General features: G+C 60.7%; 17 protein-coding genes, 1 tRNA gene and 1 pseudogene. 9 read left to right on the top strand and 10 right to left on the bottom strand.

Going from position 1 to position 20,825, the window contains the following annotated elements:
- Positions 1-43: 43 nt before the first annotated feature.
- Both RPMA_RS02115 and RPMA_RS02120 read right to left on the bottom strand, forming a co-directional pair.
- Positions 44-1,453: an adenylate/guanylate cyclase domain-containing protein gene (locus RPMA_RS02115; RefSeq protein ID WP_211911327.1), complete on the bottom strand. Its 1,410-nt coding sequence runs from the start codon at positions 1,451-1,453 to the stop codon at positions 44-46.
- 165 nt (positions 1,454-1,618) lie between these two features.
- A complete protein-coding gene (locus RPMA_RS02120; protein ID WP_211911328.1) occupies positions 1,619-3,007 on the bottom strand; it encodes a cytochrome P450 in 1,389 nt (462 codons plus the stop codon).
- A gap of 144 nt (positions 3,008-3,151) precedes the next feature.
- On the opposite strand from RPMA_RS02120, the gene RPMA_RS02125 reads away from it, so the two are divergent.
- Positions 3,152-4,840 carry an MFS transporter gene (locus RPMA_RS02125; protein WP_211911329.1) on the top strand — a complete coding sequence of 563 codons (1,689 nt, stop codon included), beginning with the start codon at positions 3,152-3,154 and terminating at the stop codon, positions 4,838-4,840.
- Between the two features lie 163 nt (positions 4,841-5,003).
- On the opposite strand, the gene RPMA_RS02130 is transcribed toward RPMA_RS02125, so the two are convergent.
- The 3 genes and pseudogenes from RPMA_RS02130 to obgE all read right to left on the bottom strand — a co-directional run bounded on the left by RPMA_RS02130 (position 5,004) and on the right by obgE (position 7,836).
- Positions 5,004-5,225 (bottom strand): cysteine rich repeat-containing protein, encoded by a 222-nt coding sequence (locus tag RPMA_RS02130; protein WP_211911330.1) that lies wholly within the window; start codon positions 5,223-5,225, stop codon positions 5,004-5,006.
- A gap of 184 nt (positions 5,226-5,409) precedes the next feature.
- Positions 5,410-6,539, bottom strand: a pseudogene (gene proB / locus RPMA_RS02135) (glutamate 5-kinase).
- 247 nt (positions 6,540-6,786) lie between these two features.
- A complete protein-coding gene (gene obgE / locus RPMA_RS02140) occupies positions 6,787-7,836 on the bottom strand; it encodes a GTPase ObgE (protein ID WP_211911331.1) in 1,050 nt (349 codons plus the stop codon).
- Between the two features lie 166 nt (positions 7,837-8,002).
- Here obgE and RPMA_RS02145 point away from each other — a divergent pair, with 166 nt between their 5' ends.
- A complete protein-coding gene (locus tag RPMA_RS02145) occupies positions 8,003-8,920 on the top strand; it encodes a DMT family transporter (protein ID WP_211913387.1) in 918 nt (305 codons plus the stop codon).
- A gap of 110 nt (positions 8,921-9,030) precedes the next feature.
- Here RPMA_RS02145 and RPMA_RS02150 read toward each other — a convergent pair whose 3' ends face one another.
- The 4 genes from RPMA_RS02150 to RPMA_RS02165 all read right to left on the bottom strand — a co-directional run bounded on the left by RPMA_RS02150 (position 9,031) and on the right by RPMA_RS02165 (position 12,059).
- Positions 9,031-9,624, bottom strand: coding sequence for a GNAT family N-acetyltransferase (locus RPMA_RS02150; RefSeq protein WP_211911332.1), 594 nt, complete (start codon positions 9,622-9,624; stop codon positions 9,031-9,033).
- A 139-nt stretch (positions 9,625-9,763) separates the two neighbouring features.
- Positions 9,764-10,036 (bottom strand): 50S ribosomal protein L27, encoded by a 273-nt coding sequence (gene rpmA, locus RPMA_RS02155; RefSeq protein ID WP_211911333.1) that lies wholly within the window; start codon positions 10,034-10,036, stop codon positions 9,764-9,766.
- Between the two features lie 107 nt (positions 10,037-10,143).
- Entirely contained in the window at positions 10,144-10,530 is a 387-nt protein-coding gene (gene rplU / locus RPMA_RS02160) for a 50S ribosomal protein L21 (RefSeq protein WP_211911334.1), read from the bottom strand.
- A 365-nt stretch (positions 10,531-10,895) separates the two neighbouring features.
- Positions 10,896-12,059 carry a mandelate racemase/muconate lactonizing enzyme family protein gene (locus tag RPMA_RS02165; RefSeq protein WP_211911335.1) on the bottom strand — a complete coding sequence of 388 codons (1,164 nt, stop codon included), beginning with the start codon at positions 12,057-12,059 and terminating at the stop codon, positions 10,896-10,898.
- Positions 12,060-12,198: 139 nt separating this feature from the next.
- Between RPMA_RS02165 and RPMA_RS02170 the strand changes: the two genes are divergently transcribed.
- A complete protein-coding gene (locus RPMA_RS02170; RefSeq protein ID WP_211911336.1) occupies positions 12,199-13,131 on the top strand; it encodes a LysR substrate-binding domain-containing protein in 933 nt (310 codons plus the stop codon).
- A 125-nt stretch (positions 13,132-13,256) separates the two neighbouring features.
- Positions 13,257-14,783: a histidine ammonia-lyase gene (gene hutH / locus RPMA_RS02175; protein ID WP_211911337.1), complete on the top strand. Its 1,527-nt coding sequence runs from the start codon at positions 13,257-13,259 to the stop codon at positions 14,781-14,783.
- 6 nt (positions 14,784-14,789) lie between these two features.
- On the opposite strand, the gene RPMA_RS02180 is transcribed toward hutH, so the two are convergent.
- Positions 14,790-15,083, bottom strand: coding sequence for a response regulator transcription factor (locus tag RPMA_RS02180; RefSeq protein WP_211911338.1), 294 nt, complete (start codon positions 15,081-15,083; stop codon positions 14,790-14,792).
- A 332-nt stretch (positions 15,084-15,415) separates the two neighbouring features.
- Between RPMA_RS02180 and RPMA_RS02185 the strand changes: the two genes are divergently transcribed.
- The 5 genes from RPMA_RS02185 to RPMA_RS02205 all read left to right on the top strand — a co-directional run bounded on the left by RPMA_RS02185 (position 15,416) and on the right by RPMA_RS02205 (position 20,753).
- Positions 15,416-16,039, top strand: a complete 624-nt coding sequence (locus tag RPMA_RS02185) for a GAF domain-containing protein (RefSeq protein WP_211911339.1) — start codon at positions 15,416-15,418, stop codon at positions 16,037-16,039.
- Between the two features lie 109 nt (positions 16,040-16,148).
- Entirely contained in the window at positions 16,149-17,267 is a 1,119-nt protein-coding gene (locus tag RPMA_RS02190; protein ID WP_211911340.1) for an ROK family protein, read from the top strand.
- 290 nt (positions 17,268-17,557) lie between these two features.
- Positions 17,558-17,646 (top strand) — tRNA-Ser (locus tag RPMA_RS02195).
- 283 nt (positions 17,647-17,929) lie between these two features.
- Entirely contained in the window at positions 17,930-20,098 is a 2,169-nt protein-coding gene (locus RPMA_RS02200; protein WP_211911341.1) for a DEAD/DEAH box helicase, read from the top strand.
- Entirely contained in the window at positions 20,085-20,753 is a 669-nt protein-coding gene (locus RPMA_RS02205; protein WP_211911342.1) for a DUF2290 domain-containing protein, read from the top strand. The genes RPMA_RS02200 and RPMA_RS02205 overlap by 14 nt, the downstream gene beginning before the upstream one ends.
- Positions 20,754-20,825: the final 72 nt, after the last annotated feature.

Consider the following 20,825-nt stretch of genomic DNA (forward strand, 5'->3'; position numbering starts at 1 on the left):
TTACAGTTAAGTAAGCCTTCTTCCGAAGGGTGACTTGGTTGGATCAAGGAATCTCATAGACCAAAACTTTGTCAGCAATGCCGCGTAAAGCGGCAGTCTTCTCGATGGGGGCGGTGCTGGATTGCTGCAGGATGGCCTCCACCGCCTTGGAGGAGATCACTGGCGACGTCACATGAATGGATTGTGACGTGGCGAGACCCTGGACGCGGGCGGCGATATTCACGGTCTGGCCAAAATAATCCTGCCGCTCGTTGAGCATGACAGCGAGGCAGGGGCCTTCATGGATGCCGATCTTGACGACGAGATCGCGCGTTTCGCGTTCGTCATTCAGTCGCTCCATCGCTTTGCGCATGTCGATAGCGGCACGCAGCGCCTGTTCGGGGCGGGTAAAGGTGGCCATTACGCTGTCGCCGATGGTTTTCACCACAGCGCCGCCCTCAGCCGCGATGATGTCGAGCAGTGCGTGGAAATGTGCACGGACGAGATCGAAGGCCTTGAGGTCGCCGACGCGTTCATAGAGCGCGGTGGAGCCCTTGAGATCGGTGAACAGGAATGTCAGCGAGGTGATCTGCAGGCGTTGGTCGATACTGAGATTGTCGGCCTTGTAGAGATCGCGAAAGGTCTGGTTGCTGAGAATGCGCTTGGCCGTGACGAAAGGTTTGCGCTTGCCGATCAGGTGATGGAGCGCGTCGGCGGCGACAAGGATCGAGGGCAGTACGCGGGTGCCGGTCTGATTGTCGTAGGCGATGGTGAGCGGGCCGGGCTGCAGGGTGGTGGTGAGCGTCGGCGCATGTTCACTTCTATAAGTGAGCGAGAGCTGTCGGATCTCGTCGGTCGGTTCGCCCTGCACGTCGATGAAATGCGCCGTATGTGTGACCGGCTCGAACAGGATGATGAATTGCGGTGGCAGCTGGAGCGTGACTTCGGCCTTTTGATGCGCGGGCAATTCGCGCGCATCGAGTACGACGTCTTCCGACAACGTCGCCAGCGCATCGGCATTGAAATCGATGCCTGAGCTCCAGAAGATCTGGCGGAAATATTCCCAGATCGGCAGCGAATTCGGGTCATGCGCGGCGATGCGACGGATACGAGGAGAAACGGTGAAGGCGACTTCCACCTGCTCGTCCACCGAAGCGGCATAGCCACGGCCACAGAGGCCGCATTGATAGTCGTCGCTGCGCAGTGATTTCAGCGTGCCGTGGGCATCCAGCACCCCACCGCAGCCCGGACACATCACATTCCAAGTGAGGTCGAACAGGCCGAGTTTTGACGCATGCAGGAAGCCGGCGATGGTCTTTTCTTCGTTGAGGCCCGTTCGCGCAGCAAAATCCAGCGGGTTGACGCGGTTGAGTTCGTGGTCGGCGCCGTCCTGCGTCAGACGCGCGATCGCATCGGCGACCGCGGGATCGGTGACCTTCCTGAGGCGCGAGAACTGGGAGAGGATGTCGCTCATGGACGGATAGATAGGGCGGGTTGGGCAGAACTCCAAGACGCTACTAACTCCGCCCTCATCCTGAGGAGCCGCGTAGCGGCGTCTCGAAGGATGGTCACAAGCTCGGAGCGCCTGCAGCTCATGGTTCGAGACTCGCGCAAGGGCGCGCTCCTCACCATGAGGGGCTTAGCGTAGGACGATCCGAAACATCGGCGATCGATCCGGCTGTGTGGTCACCACGCCCACCGGCATCACCGGCTCGCGCTCGGGCAGCGTCACCCGGAAATTCCCGATGATCTTCGCCAGTGCCAGCGTGGCCTCGACGATCGCAAAATGAGCGCCGATACAGACGCGGGCGCCGACACCGAAGGGGAGATAGGCGAAACGATCCGGCTGTGGATGGCCGGGCATGAAGCGCTGCGGCATAAAGGCGTTCGGATCGGACCACCGCTTTTCGTTCCGGTGCAGCAGCCATGGCGCGATGAGGACGATGTCGTTCTTCGCCACACCCATACCACTGATCGTGTCGGGCGCGCGGGCGGCGCGTGCGATCAGGAATGCCGGCGGATAGAGCCGCATGGTCTCGTCGATGACGGCGCGGGTGAACTTCAACCGGTCGAGATCGAGCGCGCCGGCGGCCATCGCCGTGCGCGCTTCACCCGCCACCTGCTCCTGGGTGGCGGGATCAAGCGTCAGCAAATACAGCGCCCAGAACAGCGCCGTGGCCGTGGTCTCATGACCAGCGAGGATCATGGTGGCGACCTGATCGCCGAGCTGGTCGTCGGTAAATTCGGTGCCTGTCTCAGGATCGCGGGCCGCCAGCATCAGCTCAAACAGGTCGCGCGGCGGGGCATCGTCGGCCTTCCCCGCGATGCGGCGTTCGGCCACCAGCATGGCGACGAAACGCGTCCAGCGCCGGCGGAACAGCCAGCGCGGAATGTCCTGCGGCGTCGGCCAGCCCTGCGGCAGCAGCAGGTCGAAGAAATGCGGCCGGGCCAGGGTTTCGCCATATTCGATCACGAAGTCGCGCAGCACTTTGCCGTGTTTCGCCATGCCGTAGGAGAACATGGTGCGCCCCGCGATCTCCAGGGTCATGTGCTGCATGATCTCGCGAAGATCCACCGGCTCACCAGCCTTGCCCTGCAGGTCGGCCACCGTCTCGTCGATGGCCGAGAGCATATGCGGCACCAGAGTGCCGACTGCGCGCGGCGTGAAGGCCGGCGCCAGTGTGCGACGTTGATGTTTCCAGATGCGGCCTTCGGCGGTTAGCAGGCCGTCACCGAGCAGCGGCCGTAGCACCCGGAAGGCGGCCGGGGTGCGGGTATAGTTCTCGTAATTGTCCACCAGCACATGGCGGACCGCGTCGGGGTCGTTGAGGATGAAACTGGCATGGCCGAAGAAGCGGCCCTTGATGATGTCGTCCTCATAGGCCTTCTGGCCCCAGGTCTCGATGGCGCTGCGGCGCATCGCGGCCATCCGGGCGCGGGCGGTCATGTCATCCGGCGCACGCGGCGGGGCCGGCGGCACCACGCGGCGTGTCGCGGCGGGAAAGTCGTAGACCTCGGCAATGCTCACGACAGGCCTCGCATCTTGTGAGGGAGCCGGATGATATCACCGGAAGAATCCGGCGTCATGACGGCGTGTTGTTTGCAGATGCAGCATCGATTTGTAACGCGGCGGCTGGACAGGCACCGCAAATCGCAGGCATCAACGCAGACAATGACGGAAACGCTGAAGCCAACCTCCACCCCATTGCCCTCCGACGGAATTGCGGCGCCGCTGCGCTATCCGGTATTCCGGCGCATCTGGCTGGCGAGCCTGCTGTCGAATCTCGGCCTGATGATCCAGAGCGTCGGTGCCGCCTGGGCGATGACGCAGATGACGGCGTCCGCCGACAAGGTCGCGTTGGTGCAGACAGCCTTGATGCTGCCGATCATGATCCTGGCCATGCCGGCCGGGGCATGGGCCGACATGTATGACCGCCGCATGGTGTCGCTCGCCTCATTGGCGCTGTCGCTGGTTGGCGCCAGCGCGCTGACGGTGATGGAATGGACCGGGCACATTACGCCGAACATTCTGCTCGCCTTTTGCTTCGTGATCGGTAGCGGGATGGCGTTGTTCGGACCGGCCTGGCAGTCCTCGGTCGGCGAACAGGTGCCGCCGGAAGTGCTGCCGCCCGCGGTGGCGCTGAGCGGCATCAGCTACAATATCGCGCGCAGTTTCGGCCCGGCTATCGGTGGCGTCATCGTGGCGGCCGCGGGTGCTGTGGCGTCGTTCGGCGCCAATGCGCTACTCTATGTGCCGCTGTTTGTGGTGCTGCTGTTCTGGCGCCGCACGGTCGAAGTGTCGCGGCTGCCGCGCGAGCGGCTGAATCGGGCGATGGTCTCGGGTATCCGCTACATCGCCAACTCGCCGTCGATCAGGATCTCACTGGCGCGTACGCTGATCACCGGTATCTGCGGCGGCTCGATTTCCGCGCTGATGCCGCTGGTGGCGCGCGACCTGCTGCATGGTGGTGCGCAAACTTATGGCATCATGCTCGGGGCCTTCGGCATGGGCGCGGTGATCGGCGCGATGAATATCGGCCCGATCCGCAAGCATTTTTCCGGCGAAACGGCGATCCGCGGCTGCGCCTTGATCATGGGCATGGCGATCATCGGCGTCGCCATCTCCACTGAGCCTGTGCTGACGGCGGCGTCACTGGTGGTGGCCGGTGCGGTCTGGATGGCGGCGATCGCGCTGCTCAATATCGGTGTGCAGCTCTCTGCGCCGCGCTGGGTGGCTGGCCGCTCGCTCGCAGCCTTTCAGGCGGCGATTGCTGGTGGCGTCGCCATCGGCAGCTGGGGATGGGGCCGTCTTACTGACATGGTCGGTGTCGAATGGGCGCTGATCGTGTCGGGCGTCGCGATGTTGTCATCCCCACTGTTCGGTCTGATCTGGCGGATGCCGCCGACCGGCGCGCGCGATGAGGATGCGGAACGGTTAGAGGATCCCGAAGTGCAGTTGCAACTCACGGCACGCAGCGGTCCGCTGGTGGTCGAGATCGAGTATCGCGTCGATCAGGAACAGGCCCGCGCCTTCCATGGCGTGATGCAGGACGTGCAGCTGTCACGCCAGCGCAATGGCGCCTATGGCTGGTCGATCGCGCGCGACATCGCCGATCCCGAACTCTGGACCGAGCGCTATCACTGTCCGACCTGGATGGACTTTCTGCGTCAGCGCAATCGCACCACGCAATCCGAGCGCGCGCTGTATCTACGAGCCGCGGGCTTCCATCTCGGGCCCGATCCCGTCCGCGTGCGCCGCATGCTGGAGCGGCCCTTCGGCTCGGTGCGCTGGAAGGAAGAGACGCCGGACCGCGCCGCGACAGAAGTGCTGCCGGCCTCAACGCCAGCGGGGAGCAGCTGATGCTCTTTCTTCACCTCTCCCCACCGGGGAGAGGTCGCGCGCTCTTGCGCGCGGGTGAGGGGGCTTCACTCCGGCCGAGCGTGGGGCGCCCCCTCACCCGGCTTGCTTCGCAATCCGACCTCTCCCCGGTGGGGAGAGGTGTCCGAGCGTCGCTGTCATTGAATCACTGTCCGTTATCGGCGAGCACTTTCGCGCAGGCTTTGCCGAGTTTGCTGCGATGCTCTTTCAGGCAGCTCAGCACGACCATGTCGCCATCGTTCATCTTGGCGCGGCAGAAGCGTGATGCGTCACGCGAACAGGCGTTCTGATTGGCGGGCGTGTTGCCTTGCTGCGCGAGCACCGGTGTTGCGAGCAGCAGGAACGGAACGATCAAAAGGCGTTTCATGGCAATGTCTCCCTGATCAATTGGTCAATATTGAATGCGGCCGCAGACAAGACCGCGGGCGTGGCGCAATGATGGCGATCTCGGTGTAGCCCGGATGGAGCGCAGCGCAATCCGGGAACCGGCGTCTCGACTATCTCTGCTGTCCCCGGATTACGCTGCGCTTCATCCGGGCTACGGGACTGAGTTAGTTCCGCGAACCGCCGAGCACGAGATCATCGCGGTGGATCATCTCCACCCGTCCGGTGATGCCGAGAATGTTCATGGCATCCGGCGAGGAGCGTCCCTTGATCTTCTCCGCATGCTCGGCGTCATAGGCAACAAGCCCGCGGCCGATTTCATGCGCGTCGGGATCGCGCACGATCACCGCATCGCCGCGTGAAAACGCACCATCGACGCGGATCACGCCGGCCGGCAGCAGGCTCTTGCCTGCGCGCAATGCAGCGACGGCACCGGCATCGATGGTCAGCGTGCCCTTGGGCTCCAGCGATCCCGCAATCCAACGCTTGCGCGCCGTGACGGGATTCGCCGGCGTAAGAAACCACGTGCAGCGTCCACCATCGGCGATCGCCTGCAGCGGATGATCGATCTTGCCGGAGGCGATGATCATATGCGTGCCGGCGGTGGTGGCGATCTTGCCCGCCTCGATCTTGGTGTACATGCCACCGCGCGACAGTTCGGACTCGGCCGCACCCGCCATGCTCTCGATATCGGCGGTGATGTGCTCGACCACCGGAATGAGCTTCGCATCGGGATTGGCGCCGGGGGGGCGGTGTAGAGGCCGTCAATATCCGACAGCAGTACGAGCAGGTCCGCCGACGTCATCGTCGCAACACGCGCGGCGAGGCGATCATTGTCGCCGTAGCGGATCTCGTTGGTGGCGACAGTATCGTTCTCGTTGATCACGGGCACCGCGCGCCATTCCAGCAGCTTGCCGATGGTCGAGCGCGCATTGAGGTAGCGGCGGCGCTCTTCGGTGTCCTGCAGGGTGACGAGAATCTGCCCGGCGCCGATACCGTGATGGCCGAGAACTTCCGACCAGATGCGTGCCAGCGCGATCTGCCCGACAGCGGCAGCGGCCTGGCTCTCTTCCAGCTTCAGCGGGCCACGCGGGAGTTTCAGGCGATGACGGCCAAGTGCGATCGAGCCCGAAGAGACCACCAGCACGTCGCGGCCGTCGGCATGCAGCTTGGCGATATCCGCGGCCAGCGCCGCCAGCCACTCCGCGCGCACCTCGCCGATCGCATGGTCGATCAGCAGCGACGAGCCGACCTTGACGACGATGCGGCGGAAGTTTTTGAGATCGGGTGACGACATGGTGATGCTTCTTGGACGACGGTGTCTGTGATGTCTCGGAGGCGCTTCATATTCCCTCTCTCCGTTCTTACGGGAGAGGGTTAGGGTGAGGGGCTCTTTCCATCCGCTTGCATGAAAGATGAGGAGAGGACTGGGGCCTGCCCCTCACCCGCCCGGCTTCGCTACGCTTCGCCGGACGACCTCTCCCCGTGCAGGACGGGGAGAGGTTAGGTCCGCGCGCCTTGCAGACGGATACGATCATCGAAACTTAGTTACTCACCGGCGCCCATGGCTCGGCCTGCGCGGCAGACTTCGCCTTGTCGGAGACTGGCGCTTCGCCGATCACCTCGACCAGCGCGCGCAGCGCATCGGCCACGCCGTCGCCGGTGGCGCCGGAGATCAGCAGCGGGGTCTTCTTCGACGCGCGCTTCACGCGGTCCTTCTGCTTCTTCAGCTCGTCCGGCTCGACGGCGTCGATCTTGTTCAGTGCCACGATCTCGATCTTGTCCGAGAGATCGCCGGCATAGGCTTCGAGTTCGCCGCGCACGGTCTTATAGGCCTTGCCGGCGTGTTCGCAGGTGGCGTCGATCAGATGCAGCAGCACGCGGCAGCGCTCGACATGGCCAAGGAAGCGATCGCCGAGGCCCGCGCCTTCATGCGCGCCTTCGATCAGGCCGGGAATGTCGGCCAGCACGAATTCGCGGCCGTCGCTGTTCACGACGCCGAGCTGCGGATGCAGCGTGGTGAAGGGATAGTCGGCGATCTTCGGCCGCGCTGCTGAGACCTTGGACAGGAAGGTCGACTTGCCGGCATTGGGCAGGCCGACCAGGCCGGCATCAGCGATCAGCTTCAGGCGCAGCCAGATCCAGCGCTCCTGGCCGGGCTGGCCGGGATTGGCGTTGCGCGGTGCGCGGTTGGTCGAGGACTTGAAGTGGGCATTGCCGAAGCCGCCATTGCCGCCTTCGGCCAGCACGAATGTCTCACCGAGCTTGGTGAAATCGTGGATCAGCGTCTCTTTGTCTTCGTCGATGATCTGGGTGCCGACCGGCACTTTCAGCGTGATCGAGGAGCCATTGGCGCCGTGGCGGTCCTTGCCCATGCCATTGACGCCTTTCGGCGCCTTGAAGTGCTGCTGATAGCGATAGTCGATCAACGTGTTGAGGCCGTCGACGACCTCCACGATCACGTCGCCGCCGCGCCCGCCATTGCCACCGGAGGGGCCGCCGAATTCAATATACTTCTCGCGGCGGAAGGCCACGCAGCCGTTACCACCGTCGCCGGAGCGAATGTAAACTTTTGCTTCATCGAGGAATTTCATGGCGTATCCGTATCGCAGGGGGCTGTTTGCGGCAACAACTCATCGCCGCGCGCCAGGCGACGAATGGCTGCCTTGCTGCGGTTTCAATCGCGTCCTAAAGGTCTTTGATTGCTGTTAACCAATGCCGTGCTGCATGATCCGCGCAGCCGCTTCCCTACAGGCGCATATGGGCATGTTTGCGACCATTTCGACCGCCGCGGACAATCGCGCCGCCCGGATTGCTGGTATCGGCCTGATGCTGGCTGGCATCGCCATGTTCTCCTGCGGCGATGCCATCGGCAAATATCTGGTCACGACCTATTCGGTCGGGCAGTTGATGTTCCTGCGCGCCATCGCGGCGCTGACGCTGCTGGCGCCGATGATCTGGCGCCATCGCGGCGACTTTTTGCGGCTGGACCGGCCGGGGCTGCAGGTCCTGCGCGTAATTCTGTCTACGCTGGAGGTCGCGGCTTTCTTTTGGGCCGCCGGTTATCTGCCGCTGGCTGATGTCATTACCTATTATCTCGCCTGTCCGATTTTCGTCACCGCGGGCTCGGCGATCTTCTTGCGTGAATCCGTGGGATGGCGGCGCTGGACAGCAGTGGGGGTCGGCTTCCTGGGTGTGATCATCGCGCTGAAACCGTCGGCGCAGATGGTGACCTGGCCGGCGCTGATCGCGCTCGGCGGCAGCCTGTCCTTTGCGGCGCTGATGCTCATCACCCGGTCGCTGCGGTCGGCGCCGGATGTGGTGCTGGCGACGTCACAATTCGTCGGCACGTTCACTTTCGGCGCGGTGCTGACGACGTTCGGCTGGGTGACGCCGGGCGCGGCGGATCTCGGCCTGTTCTTCCTGGCGGGCGTGGTGTCGATCGGCGCGCTCATGTGCGTGAACCGCTCACTGAAACTGGCGCCAGCGAGTGTCGTGGTGCCGTATCAATATACGATGATCATCTGGGCGGTGATTTTCGGCTGGCTGATCTTTGATGAGATACCGGCGCCGGCCACGCTGATTGGTGCTGCGATCATCATCGCGGCGGGGCTCTATATTTTCCTGCGGGAACAGAGGCTGGGAAAGATCGCGGACGAAGTGCCGCCGGCCGTGTGACTTCTCCGTCATTGCGAGCCCTGACGAATTGCGAAGCAATTCGTTTGGGCGAAGTAATCCAGAAAGCCAAGGGCTGGATTGCTTCGTCGCTACGCTCCTCGCAATGACGGCTATCTCCGCGTCGAGCTTGCCCAGTTCTTCAGCGAGCTCCACACGCCGCGCGTCAGCTTGAAGCAATCCACCGGCGTCGATGATCCGATCGCCTCGAAGCGATGCAGTTGCACGCCGGTCCACTGGAAACCGCACTTTTCGAGAATGTTGCGCGAGGCCGGATTGGCCACGCGCGCGCCGGCGATCAGCTGATCGATGGCGAACTCCTCGAATGTGTAGTCGATGGCCGCGCGCACCGCTTCGGTGGCGAAGCCGCGGCCCCAGTGTTCGACGCCGAGCCAGTAGCCGAGTTCCGGCAGGTCCGGCTCGCGCCAGTCGATGCCGACCATGCCGATGGGGCGATAATCGAGTTCGATCAGGAACACCGCATCGGTCGCGGCTTCGTCATGCAGCGAGCCGACGAACTGTTCCGCATCATTCTGCGAATAGGGATGCGGCAGCCGGCGGGTGTTCTCGGCAATGCGGCGGTCGTTTGCAAGTTCGGTCACCGCAATGGCATCGGCCATCACGGGCTTGCGCAAGGTCAGGCGCTGGGTTTGAAGAACAGCGGGTCTGCTCTCGCTCAGGCGGGGTGTTGGAATATCCTGCAGCATTGTCGGCTCCTGCAGTGCGCCCCGAAGCGACGCACCAAACGAAAAGGGGAGGCCGGTTTCCCGCCTCCCCTCTGGAGCCCAATTCTGGCGCTCCGCCGGTTCAACAGGACCCGGCGGACTCCATTTGAGTGTCCACCGTTTATTCGGCCGCGGCCTGGGTGATCGGGAGTACCGACACGAAGGTGCGACCGTTGGCTTTGGCTTTAAACTCCACGCGACCTTCGACCTTGGCGAACAGGGTATGATCTGTGCCCATGCCGACATTAAGGCCGGGGTGCCAGGTGGTGCCGCGCTGACGCGCAATGATGTTGCCGGGAATCACGCGCTCGCCGCCGAACGCCTTGACGCCGAGGCGCTTGCCAGCGGAATCGCGGCCGTTGCGGGATGAACCGCCTGCTTTTTTATGAGCCATAGCTCGTCTCCGATCTCGATCTTGTCAAAGATCAATTCCTTGCGGGAATTGTCTCACGGAAATTCAAATTTGCGCAGCGGATAATTCCGCTGCTGCAGCGATTCTATTTACTCGGCCGCTTCGGCCGGAGCGGCCTTCGGGGCAGCAGCCTTCTTCGGGCGCGGGCCCTTGGTCGGCGCCTTGCCATCGGCGAGGATCTCGCTGATGCGGACGAGGGTCAGCTCGTCACGATAACCACGCTTGCGCTTCGAGTGCTTGCGGCGGCGCTTCTTGAAAGCGATGACCTTGGGGCCGCGCTTGTGGTCGAGAATTTCAACCGCAACGCTGGCGCCAGCAACGGTCGGCACGCCGAGCACCGGCGTATCGCCGCCGAGCACGAGCACTTCACCAAGCTGCACGATCGTGCCGGCTTCGCCAGCGATCTTGCCAATCTCAAGTACATCATCCGGAACGACACGGTACTGCCGGCCGCCGGTTTTGATGACTGCGAACATCGTTCTAATCCTTCGTGTTCGATCCCGTCCTCGGATCAAGCGACAAGCAATCGCTCCGGGGCGGCTTTTTGTTCAGTCGATAAGGGTTTTGCATTCTTGCGATTGTGATCGACGTTGCGATCCACGCAAAAACAATCGGCGCGAGACAGGGCCTGCGCCGAAGGGTGCTTTATAGAGGGGGAGAGCGGGGAGTCAAGGAAAGAAGGCCGAAAAACCAGCCAAAAACAGAGTCTTGGCTGATGTGTGGCTCCGCTCTCTCAGCCGTCTTGCCCGGGCTTGTCCCGGGCATCCACGCCTTCTTGCTTCCATGACTAAAGACGTGGATGGCCGGGACAAGCCCGGCCATGACGGAGTCCGAGCGGCCGTTACGAAGCCAAGCTCCTCATTTCCTTGATCAAATCAGACTTACCCTCAAAACCGATGCCCGGCAGTTCCGGCATCACGATATGGCCGTTCTCCACCTTCACGCCATCCGGGAAGCCGCCATAGGGCTGGAACAGGTCGGGATACGACTCATTACCACCGAGACCGAGGCCGGCTGCGATGTTCAGGGACATTTGGTGGCCGCCATGGGGGATGCAGCGGGTCCAGGACCAGCCGTAATTCTTCAGCATTTCCAAGGTCCTGAGATATTCGACAAGACCATAGCTAAGTGCGCAGTCGAACTGCAGCCAGTCGCGGTCCTTCCGCATGCCGCCGTAGCGGATCAGGTTGCGGGCGTCCTGCATGGAGAACAGGTTTTCGCCGGTGGCCATCGGCTTCGGATAATGCTCGGCAAGCTTCTCCTGCAGCTCGTAATCGAGCGGGTCGCCGGCTTCCTCGTACCAGAAAAGATCGTATTCTCTCAAAGCCTTGGCGTAGTCCACCGCGGTGGACAGGTCGAACCGGCCATTGGCGTCGACGGCGAGCTGGCAGCCCGAAGGCAGCAGCTTCAGCACGTGTTCGATGCGCTTGAGGTCGTCGGTTAGCGGAGCGCCGCCGATCTTCATCTTCACGACATTGTAGCCGCGATCGAGATAGGATTTCATTTCCGTGGCCAGACCTTCGAGGCCCTTGCCCGGATAGTAGTAGCCGCCGGCCGCATAGACGAACACCTTTGGATTCGCGACGGTACCGTAACGCTCTGACAGCAAACGGAAAAGCGGCTTGCCGGCGATCTTGGCGACAGCGTCCCAGACGGCCATGTCGATGGTGCCGATGGCGACCGAACGTTCGCCGTGGCCGCCCGGCTTTTCATTGGTGAACATGGTCGCCCACACCTTGTGCGGATCGATGTTTTCGCCAGTCGAATCAATGAGATCGTCTGGCTTGGCTTCGAGGATGCGCGGCGCGAAACGTTCACGGATCAAACCGCCCTGGCCGTAACGGCCGTTGGAATTGAAGCCGTAGCCGATGACCGGCTTGCCGTCGCGGATCACATCGGTGACCACGGCGACCAGGCTCAGCGTCATTTTGCTGAAGTCGATGAAGGCGTTAGCGATAGGGGATGCGATCGGAGCGGTGCGCTCCCGGACTTCGACAATGCGCATGGTTTTCCTCGTTTTCGCGTCTTTCGGTGCGGCGACACGGCGGCGCAGATTTTGCGGATGGCCCGAGGCAATAGGCCAATCTCAGCCATCTCTGAAATGGTCATTTTTCATATAAGGCATTCCCATCTAAGATGGCTGGATGCGCAGCTTCGATCCCGTCTCTCTCCGTCTGTTCATCGCCGTGTGCGAGGAGCGCAACATCGCGTCGGCCGCCAAGCGCGAGGCGATCGTGCCGTCGGCTGTCTCCAAGCGCATCAGCCAGATGGAAGACGAGGCCGGTGTGCAATTGCTCGAGCGCGGCCGCCGCGGCGTCACGGTGACGGCGGCGGGGGAGGTGTTGTGGCGCTATGCCCGCGAGAGTCTGCAACTGCTCGATCGTATGCAGGCCGAACTCGGCGCCTTTGCCGATGGCGTGCAGGGGCATGTGCGGGTGTTTGCGAGCAAGTCCGCGGTGGCGCAGGTGCTGCCCGAGGATGTGAGTGCCTTCGCCAAGAAATATCGCGATGTACGCGTGAGCCTTGAAGAGCGCGAGATCTGGGAAGTGGTGCGCGGCGTCGAGGAAGGGCGCGCCGATATCGGCGTGTGCTGGGATGCCGTCGATCTGCGCGGGCTGACCACGCATCCCTATCATCGCGACCGTCTTGCCGTGGTTGTGCATCCCGATCACGCACTGGCATTGCGTGAAACCGTATCGTTCGAAGAGACCGTCGATTACGAGCATGTCGATATCGTCGCGCGCAGCATCATGCAGGCGACGCAGCGGAGCGCGGCCGCGGCAGCCGGCAAGCAGATGCGCTATCGCATCCAGGTCTCCACGGTGGATGCCGCCTATCGCGTGGTCGCGGCGCAGCTTGCGGTCGCCATCGTGCCGCAGGAAGAGGCATCGGCGATCCAGCAAACGCTCGGATTGAAGGTGATTCCGCTCAACAATGACTGGGCGCAGCGGCAATTCGTCATCGCGGTGCGAAACAAGGGGCTTAGCCTGCCGGCACAATTGTTGCTGGAAAGTCTCCAGACCAGCGTGAAGTTAAGCTCTGTTGTCATCGCCCCGCTTGATGGGGCGATCCAGTAAACACCGGCAGCGGTGATGAAGCCGTTCCGCTGCCGTGTACTGGATCACCCGCGTTCGCGGGTGATGACAAGCGTGACGGCGGATCGCAGCCGGTCTAATATGCCTAGACAAATGAGGAGGCCGCGATGACCACCCCTTTCGAACCCGGTGAGATGTCCCTTGCCGATTGGCGCGCAATCTATCGTGGTGTGATACCGAAGCTGGATGCGCAGCATCATCCGCGCATCCAGGCCAGTGCGGATGCGGTGGCACGGATCGTGGCGCGGGGTGAGCCGGTCTATGGCATCAATACCGGCTTCGGAAAGCTGGCCAGTGTCGGCATCGCGGCCGAGGATCTGGTCGCGCTGCAAAAGAATATCGTGCTGTCGCATTGCGCCGGTGTGGGCGAGCCGCTGTCACAAGTCATCACGCGGCTGATGATGGCGCTGAAGATCGCGTCACTGGCGCAGGGCTTTTCCGGCGTGCGGCTGGAAACGATCCAGCTCCTCGAGGCAATGCTCGCGAAGAACATCATCCCCGTGGTGCCATCGCAGGGCTCGGTGGGCGCCTCCGGCGATCTGGCGCCGCTCGCCCATATGACCTCGGTGATGATCGGCGTCGGCGAAGCCTTTGCGAACAACACGCGCATGCCGGCCGTCGAAGCACTCGCATCCGCCGGCCTCACGCCGATCGAACTCGGCGCCAAGGAAGGCCTTGCGCTGCTCAATGGCACACAGTTCTCGACCGCCTGCGCGCTGGCCGGTCTGTTCGAGGCGGAGCTTCTTTTCAAGAATGCGCTGGTCTCCGGCGCGCTCTCCACCGATGCTGCGCGTGGCTCCGATACGCCCTTCGATGCGCGCATCCATCAGCTGCGCAAACATGACGGCCAGATCGCGGTGGCGTCAGCGCTGCAGGCGTTGATGGCCGGCAGCGCGATCCGCGAGTCGCATCGCCTCGGCGATGTACGCGTGCAGGACCCGTATTGCCTGCGCTGCCAGCCGCAGGTGATGGGCGCAGCGCTCGATGTGCTGCGCCAGGCGGCCGCGACATTGCTCACCGAAGCCAATGGTGTCTCGGACAATCCGTTGATCTTCCCCGACGAAGATCTCGCAATGTCCGGCGGCAATTTTCACGCGGCGCCGGTCGCTTTTGCGGCCGACATGATCGCACTGGCGGTCTGCGAAATCGGCTCGATCGCCGAGCGGCGTATCGCCATGCTCGTCGATCCCGCTCTGTCAGGCGTGCCGGCCTTCCTAACGCCCCGGCCGGGGCTGAATTCAGGCTTCATGATCGCCCAGGTGACGGCGGCGGCGCTGGTCTCCGAGAACAAGCAGCGCGCTTATCCTGCCAGCGTCGATTCGATCCCCACCTCGGCCAATCAGGAAGACCACGTCTCGATGGCCGCGCATGGGGCGCGGCGTCTTTCTCCGATGGTGGAAAATGCCTTCGCGGTCATCGCCATCGAATTGCTTGCCGCCGCGCAGGGATGCGACTTCCATGCGCCGCTCACCTCGAGTGCCCCTCTCGAAGCCGTGCGACAGCGTATTCGCGCTGATATCGCCCATCTCGATGACGACCGCTATTTCCATGCGGACATCGAGAAGGCGCTCGCGCTGGTGCGTTCGGGCGCTGTCACGGGATCTGTAGGGGGCGCAACGCTTCCCGGCCTTTGAGTGCGATCAGTCGCCGTGGCGCACCATGGTATCCCACATACGTACGAGGTCGATCAGCGTTGTGGCGGTCATCTTTCGCATCATTGCGCTGCGGTGAAGCTTGACGGTGACTTCGGCGATGCCGAGCGTGCCGGCAATCTGCTTATTGGTATGACCAGATGCCACATGTAGTAGAATTTGCCGCTCGCGCTCGCTTAGCGTGATGAAGCGCGCTTCGATGTTCGAGACTGCGGCTTGATAGGCATCGCGGTTGCGTTCGCTCGCTAGGCGCTCACGCCGTGCAGCCTGAAGTCGATGCATGGTCTTTCACCCCGATCTGCCTGTTTCCATGCGCTATCGCGCTCATAAACTCAGTATCGTAAGCGCGGGGATGACGCCTTGTGAAAGCCTTCACGGATGCTTGAAATTGCTTCCATGCGGCTTCGCCTCGCATGCCGGTAATATGAGGGCCGCGGATTATGGTGCAAATTCGCGCATCGATCACGCAGCATTGTTAGTTTGGAGCCCTGCTTGGTGCCCGCTTACCAAGCTTGAGCTGGGAGTAGTCTTGTCAAGCCATGGCGTCTCACGCACACTCGCTCGCGTTTCGATGCAAATGGTCGCCGCAAGCAGTGTCTGAGGATGATGCGGACATGAATGTGAAGCTCGAACTACCTGGCACCGAAATCCTGAGACGTAACAGCGGGCCGTCGCTCCGTGAGCATCTTTCCCGCGAACGCCGCGTCCTCATGCAGGTCGCGGCCGGTAGCCGTTTGGCGGACGTACTTGAAGAGTTGTTGTTGAGCGTCGAAGCGTCGTCCGGCAACCATATGATGGCGTCCATTCTCCTTGTCAGCGACGACGGTCGATATCTCCAGCATCTGGCAGCTCCCAGCCTGCCTCCGGCTTACAACAAGGAGATCGATGGCGAGCGGGTCGGGGAGGGGGTCGGATCGTGCGGCACCGCGGCCTATCGTGGTTCGCCGGTCTATGTAGCAGACATCGACACTGATCCGTTGTGGATCGATTATCGTGCACTCGCGACGCAGCATGGCCTGCGTGCATGCTGGTCCACGCCGATCAAGGGGATGGACGGCTCCACCCTCGGCACTTTCGCTGTCTATTACGACGCTCCGCGCTCGCCACGGCCGCGTGATCTCGAGGCCATCGCGGCTATTACCCTGACAGTTGCTTTGGTGATCGAACGCCATCGCTGTGATCTCGAATTGCAGCGCCTGCGCGCCGAACTTAGTGCCCTGGCCAAAGCAAAATCCTGACCGGTCATCGGCAATCCGCCTGCCGGGATAGACGACACAACAATCCTTCGCGGATGCAACCTTTCGGTTCCATCGGCGTTGTCGGTCGGTTCTCGCGCTCAGGGGCAACATGGCTGACGAAGTAGTAACGACACCCATCGGCATCGGCGTTCACGGTGCCAAGCGTCTGCCATCGGTGGACGTGGATACATTCAATATCGAGATCAAGGATGGCGACGGCTTTCTGGGCGATCGTGCCAGCAAGCGCGCATTCCAGAAAATCGTCGAGGATCTGCGCAAGCCCCTGAAGAAGAATGGCGAAGATCCGCTCGGCAAGAAGCCGGTCAAGGAGATCGGCAAGAGCGAGCTCGACGAGATCCTGACCAGCGACGACGTCAAGGCGGCGGCGCTGGTGCATGGCGCCATCGAAGAGTTTGCGCAGGAATTCGCCTATGTGATCCAGCGCTTTTTCAAGAACAAGGTGTGGGAAGACACCGAATGCATCGTGGTCGGCGGCGGTTTCCGCCAGAGCCGCGTCGGTGAACTCGCCATTGCGCGCACCGACATCATCCTGAAATCCGAAGGCCTCAAGGTCGATCTGATCCCGATCCAGTACCACCCCGATGAGGCCGGCTTGATCGGATGCCTGCATCTGGCGCCGTCATGGATTTTTGAGGGATATGACAGCATTCTCGCCGTCGATATCGGCGGCTCCAATATCCGCTGCGGCGTGGTGGAGACCAATTGGAAGAAATCGAAGGATCTCTCCAAGGCCGAAGTGTGGAAGTCGGATCTCTGGAAACACGCCGATGACGAGCCGACTCGCGAAGGCGCAGTGAAGCGCCTGATCAAGATGCTGCAGGATCTGATCAAGGCTGCCGAGAAGGGAGGCTTCAAGCTGGCTCCCTTTATCGGCATCTCGTGCCCGGGCGTCATCAACGAAGACGGCACCATCGAGAAGGGGGCGCAGAACCTGCCGGGCAACTGGGAGAGCAGCAAGTTCAACCTCCCGGCGCTGATCGCCGAAGGCATCCCCACGATCGGCGATCACGACACCGCGGTGCTGATGCATAATGATGGCGTGGCACAGGGTCTGAGCGAAGTTCCGTTCATGCAGGATTTCGACCGCTGGGGCGTCCTCACCATCGGCACCGGCCTCGGCAATGCCCGCTTCACCAACCGCAAGCGCGAGGGGAAGAAGGACAAGGACGAGAAGGACGACAAGAAGGCGAAGAAGGCCAAGGACTGAGGGCGCGAAAGGGGCCTCTGCGACCTCGGGCACGTGACGGTGTAAGACGCCTGGCGCTTTCGCGAATCGGTCCGTCGTCCTCGTGATCACCGCGGCGCCGGAGCGGTTTGACCCCAAAATCCAGGTCTTGGTGCCTCGAATCGAGCCGCCGGAGGTCTGAGCGGGGCCGATTTCACGGCGTCATGGTGGGCTCGCGGCTGAATTTCCTCATCCGACGCTTGTCTGTCCGGCCGTCCTCGCCTAGAACACCGCCAACCACCCGGAGCGCGACCTCCGGAGTTCGGCACCAAGGAGAGGTGGCAGAGTGGTTGATTGTACCGCACTCGAAATGCGGCATGGGTGCAAGCCCATCGGGGGTTCGAATCCCCCCTCTCCGCCATCGGCTCAATTAAGTCGCTCGATTTGCTATCGAAACGCAAATTGTGAGACGCTCACCCCACATAATGTCCCACAGTTCGTAGGTGCAGGGCTCGCAATCCTCGTCCTTACATATTGCCAATTTGCCAATACGAGCCACGTCTTCCTCAGCGCGGGCCGTTCTCGTTATTTTTCCCGTCGAGAAACTAAATACCTTCACTGGGCTTCGTTGCATGTAAGGATGTGGCGGTATCGGGCTTGCTCGACGCTATTTCGTTATCCTTGAATAATCGGCCGATGGAACCATGACAGAGATCATTTGGGGAGCAGCGAAAAAGCCAGTCGCAAGTCAGGCTTTAGCGGAGCACATCGAGCGGGCGTTCAAAGGAGAAGGCGTCCTCTACATAGGATATCCCGTCCTCTCTGTGCCTGAGGGTACAAATTCCATCGACGCCCTGTGGGTGAGTCCAGAACATGGGGTGGTAATCTTCGATCTTGTGGAGGGACTTGAGGTCGTTGGCTACGACGAACGACAAGACGAATTGGCGAATAGTCTTGAGACAAGGCTCAGGGCGCACAAGTCGTTAATGAGAGGAAGAGATCTTCTTGCGGTTCCCGTCGTTGTGACTTTCGCGCCGCGAAATAATTCCAACGCAATTGATGATAGTCACGCTCTCGTTAATGATCAAAATCTCGTTGAAGTGCTCAACGAGATCAACTGGACTCGCCCGGACCTATACACGGCAGTTCACTCAGTCCTTCAATCAATATCGAGCATCCGACGTGGGAGAAGGCGGCGCAATCTCACAAACGAGCAATCTCGCGGCGCTCAATTAAAAATACTCGAAGATTCGATTGCGAACCTGGACTCGCGCCAGAGCAAAGCGGTCATCGAAACAGTCGAGGGCGTACAACGTATCCGCGGGTTGGCGGGGTCGGGCAAAACGATCATTCTCGCTCTTAAGGCTGCCTACCTACATGCTCAGCATCCAGACTGGAAAATCGCTGTTACATTCAACACGCGGTCTTTGAAAGCGCAATTCCAACGGCTGATTGGCACTTTTGTCGTTGAACAAACAGGTGAACTACCCAACGAAAATCTTCAAATAATTAATGCTTGGGGTGCTCCCGGAAACGCCAGTCGAACTGGCGTTTACTATCAGTTTTGTAAGGCGAATGGCATCGAGTTTCTTGATTTTTCAGCCGCAAAAGACAAGTTTTCAAGTTCAAAAGCCTTTGAGGGCGTCGTAGATTTGGCGCTGGCGCTTGGCGGATCGAAGGACCCAGAGCCGCTCTTTGACGTAATTCTCGTTGATGAAGCTCAAGACTTTCACCCAAACTTCCTGAAGCTTTGCTATCTCGCTCTCGGAAAGTCGAAGCGACTTGTCTACGCTTACGACGAACTGCAGTCCCTGACCGAAAGCAACCTACCTCCGCCCGAGGAGCTTTTTGGTCTGGGTGCTGATGGCGTCACGCCAAATGTAGTCTTTAGGCCGCCGGAGCCGGGGCAGCCTAGCCAAGACGTAATTCTTGAAAAGTGCTATCGCAATTCTCGCCCAGTTCTAGCGACAGCGCATGCACTAGGTTTCGGCATATACCGAGATCCAGACCCGAAGACCGGGACGGGTCTAATTCAAATGTTCGATCAAGCTCATCTTTGGGAAGAAGTTGGGTACCGCGTTATGCGCGGAGAGCTTCGAGACGGTCATGAGGTAACACTTGGGCGTCCCCCTTCAACGAGCCCAGCTTTTCTAGAGCGTCCGAACGATGTGGATCGGTTGGTAGAATTTCTTGTATTCGATAGCGCTAAAGATCAGGCGACTTGGCTAGTGGACCAGATCGAGCGCAATATCAAAATAGACGAACTGAATTTTGATGACATCATCGTCATAAATCCTGACCCTATCACCACCGCTAAAAGTGTCGGTCTGCCTCGGAAACTCCTGTTTGAAAAAGGATTTCAATCGCACTTGGCTGGCGTGGACACATCCTCTGACGTCTTTTTCAAAGCTGATGAGCAGTCGATTGCCTTCACCGGCATCTTTAGGGCGAAAGGTAACGAAGCGGGAATGGTGTATGTGATGAATGCTCACGACTGCTACAGGTCTTGGGGCAGTCTGGGGCGCGTAAGGAATCAAATCTTCACTGCGATAACACGCAGCAAAGCTTGGGTGAAGGTTTGCGGAGTGGGAGAAGACATGCGGAGACTTAAGGAAGAGTTCGAGCGTGTTGAATCGCACAATTACGAACTGAATTTTGTCTATCCCACTGAGGAGACTCGAAAGCACTTAAGGGTTCTCAATCGAGACCTAACGGCGGAAGAAAAAAAGAGAATCAAGGGCGCTGTTACGAGCGTATCGAGTTTGGCCGATGACATCGCCGCCGGCCGCGTGTTGCTTGAAGATCTACCTAAGAAAGAGTTGGACAGGCTGCGCAAACTCCTGACGAGCGGGTCGGCGAATGGCGTTACCTGAGGCAATAGCGCGTGAGATCAAGATTCTCACGGCCGACTTAATAGAAGTTGGCCTTAGCGTTGACCAAAACTTCCCTTCATTGCGAGATTTCGCCGGTGGCATTCGAGACTTAGGATTCGGCCCCTCAGAGGGGCTTTCTCAAACGCTACGAAATGTTGCCTACGCGACCGCTTATGAGACTCTGAAAGAGGGAAGAGCATATAACGTGCGGCTTATCGATGGCGGCCTGATGCAATTTCTCTACCGTTTCAGGAACGACGAACTCGTGACCCATCGGCTCGCATTCTTTCCCTCCCCTGATCTGCTCGAATTTCAGAACAACCCGGAAGTCTACGAACTCGACGAAATGTATGGGGACGTGCTTCATCGGAATGTGGTGACAACGCCCTTGAGATTCGACTTTGATCGAGATGCTTTTGTCGAGGTCCACCATCCCATGGCGCATTTGACTATCGGTCAGTACCGCAATTGCAGGATCCCTGTAAGCGGACCGTTGAGCCCCTTTATGTTCGTCAATTTCATCCTCAAAGCGTTCTACAATACGGCTTACCGCCTTTACTCAGGGGAAATTCGCGAACACGCTTATGATTATGTACCAACTATTACTGCCGCCGAGACAAGATTTGTTCATATGCAAATTGGTGCGCCGGCCTGAGCTCTCAGCTCCGTACCACCCTTAGCCCGCCGGAATTCCGTCGCGATGTCACCTTATGGTATGCCAAAGTTA

It is taken from the genome of Tardiphaga alba, from assembly GCF_018279705.1.
GTDB classification, from domain to species: Bacteria; Pseudomonadota; Alphaproteobacteria; order Rhizobiales; family Xanthobacteraceae; genus Tardiphaga; species Tardiphaga alba.

Bases quoted from the DNA above. Each gene is read 5' to 3' on its own strand.
- RPMA_RS02200 (WP_211911341.1), top strand. From the start codon at position 17,930: ATGACAGAGATCATTTGGGGAGCAGCGAAAAAGCCAGTCGCAAGTCAG.
- rplU (WP_211911334.1), bottom strand. From the start codon at position 10,530: ATGTTCGCAGTCATCAAAACCGGCGGCCGGCAGTACCGTGTCGTTCCG.
- RPMA_RS02150 (WP_211911332.1), bottom strand. From the start codon at position 9,624: ATGCTGCAGGATATTCCAACACCCCGCCTGAGCGAGAGCAGACCCGCT.
- RPMA_RS02185 (WP_211911339.1), top strand. From the start codon at position 15,416: ATGAATGTGAAGCTCGAACTACCTGGCACCGAAATCCTGAGACGTAAC.
- RPMA_RS02165 (WP_211911335.1), bottom strand. From the start codon at position 12,059: ATGCGCATTGTCGAAGTCCGGGAGCGCACCGCTCCGATCGCATCCCCT.
- RPMA_RS02115 (WP_211911327.1), bottom strand. From the start codon at position 1,453: ATGAGCGACATCCTCTCCCAGTTCTCGCGCCTCAGGAAGGTCACCGAT.
- hutH (WP_211911337.1), top strand. From the start codon at position 13,257: ATGACCACCCCTTTCGAACCCGGTGAGATGTCCCTTGCCGATTGGCGC.
- RPMA_RS02180 (WP_211911338.1), bottom strand. From the start codon at position 15,083: ATGCATCGACTTCAGGCTGCACGGCGTGAGCGCCTAGCGAGCGAACGC.
- RPMA_RS02170 (WP_211911336.1), top strand. From the start codon at position 12,199: ATGCGCAGCTTCGATCCCGTCTCTCTCCGTCTGTTCATCGCCGTGTGC.
- RPMA_RS02145 (WP_211913387.1), top strand. From the start codon at position 8,003: ATGGGCATGTTTGCGACCATTTCGACCGCCGCGGACAATCGCGCCGCC.
- RPMA_RS02125 (WP_211911329.1), top strand. From the start codon at position 3,152: ATGACGGAAACGCTGAAGCCAACCTCCACCCCATTGCCCTCCGACGGA.
- RPMA_RS02205 (WP_211911342.1), top strand. From the start codon at position 20,085: ATGGCGTTACCTGAGGCAATAGCGCGTGAGATCAAGATTCTCACGGCC.
- RPMA_RS02130 (WP_211911330.1), bottom strand. From the start codon at position 5,225: ATGAAACGCCTTTTGATCGTTCCGTTCCTGCTGCTCGCAACACCGGTG.
- obgE (WP_211911331.1), bottom strand. From the start codon at position 7,836: ATGAAATTCCTCGATGAAGCAAAAGTTTACATTCGCTCCGGCGACGGT.
- RPMA_RS02190 (WP_211911340.1), top strand. From the start codon at position 16,149: ATGGCTGACGAAGTAGTAACGACACCCATCGGCATCGGCGTTCACGGT.
- rpmA (WP_211911333.1), bottom strand. From the start codon at position 10,036: ATGGCTCATAAAAAAGCAGGCGGTTCATCCCGCAACGGCCGCGATTCC.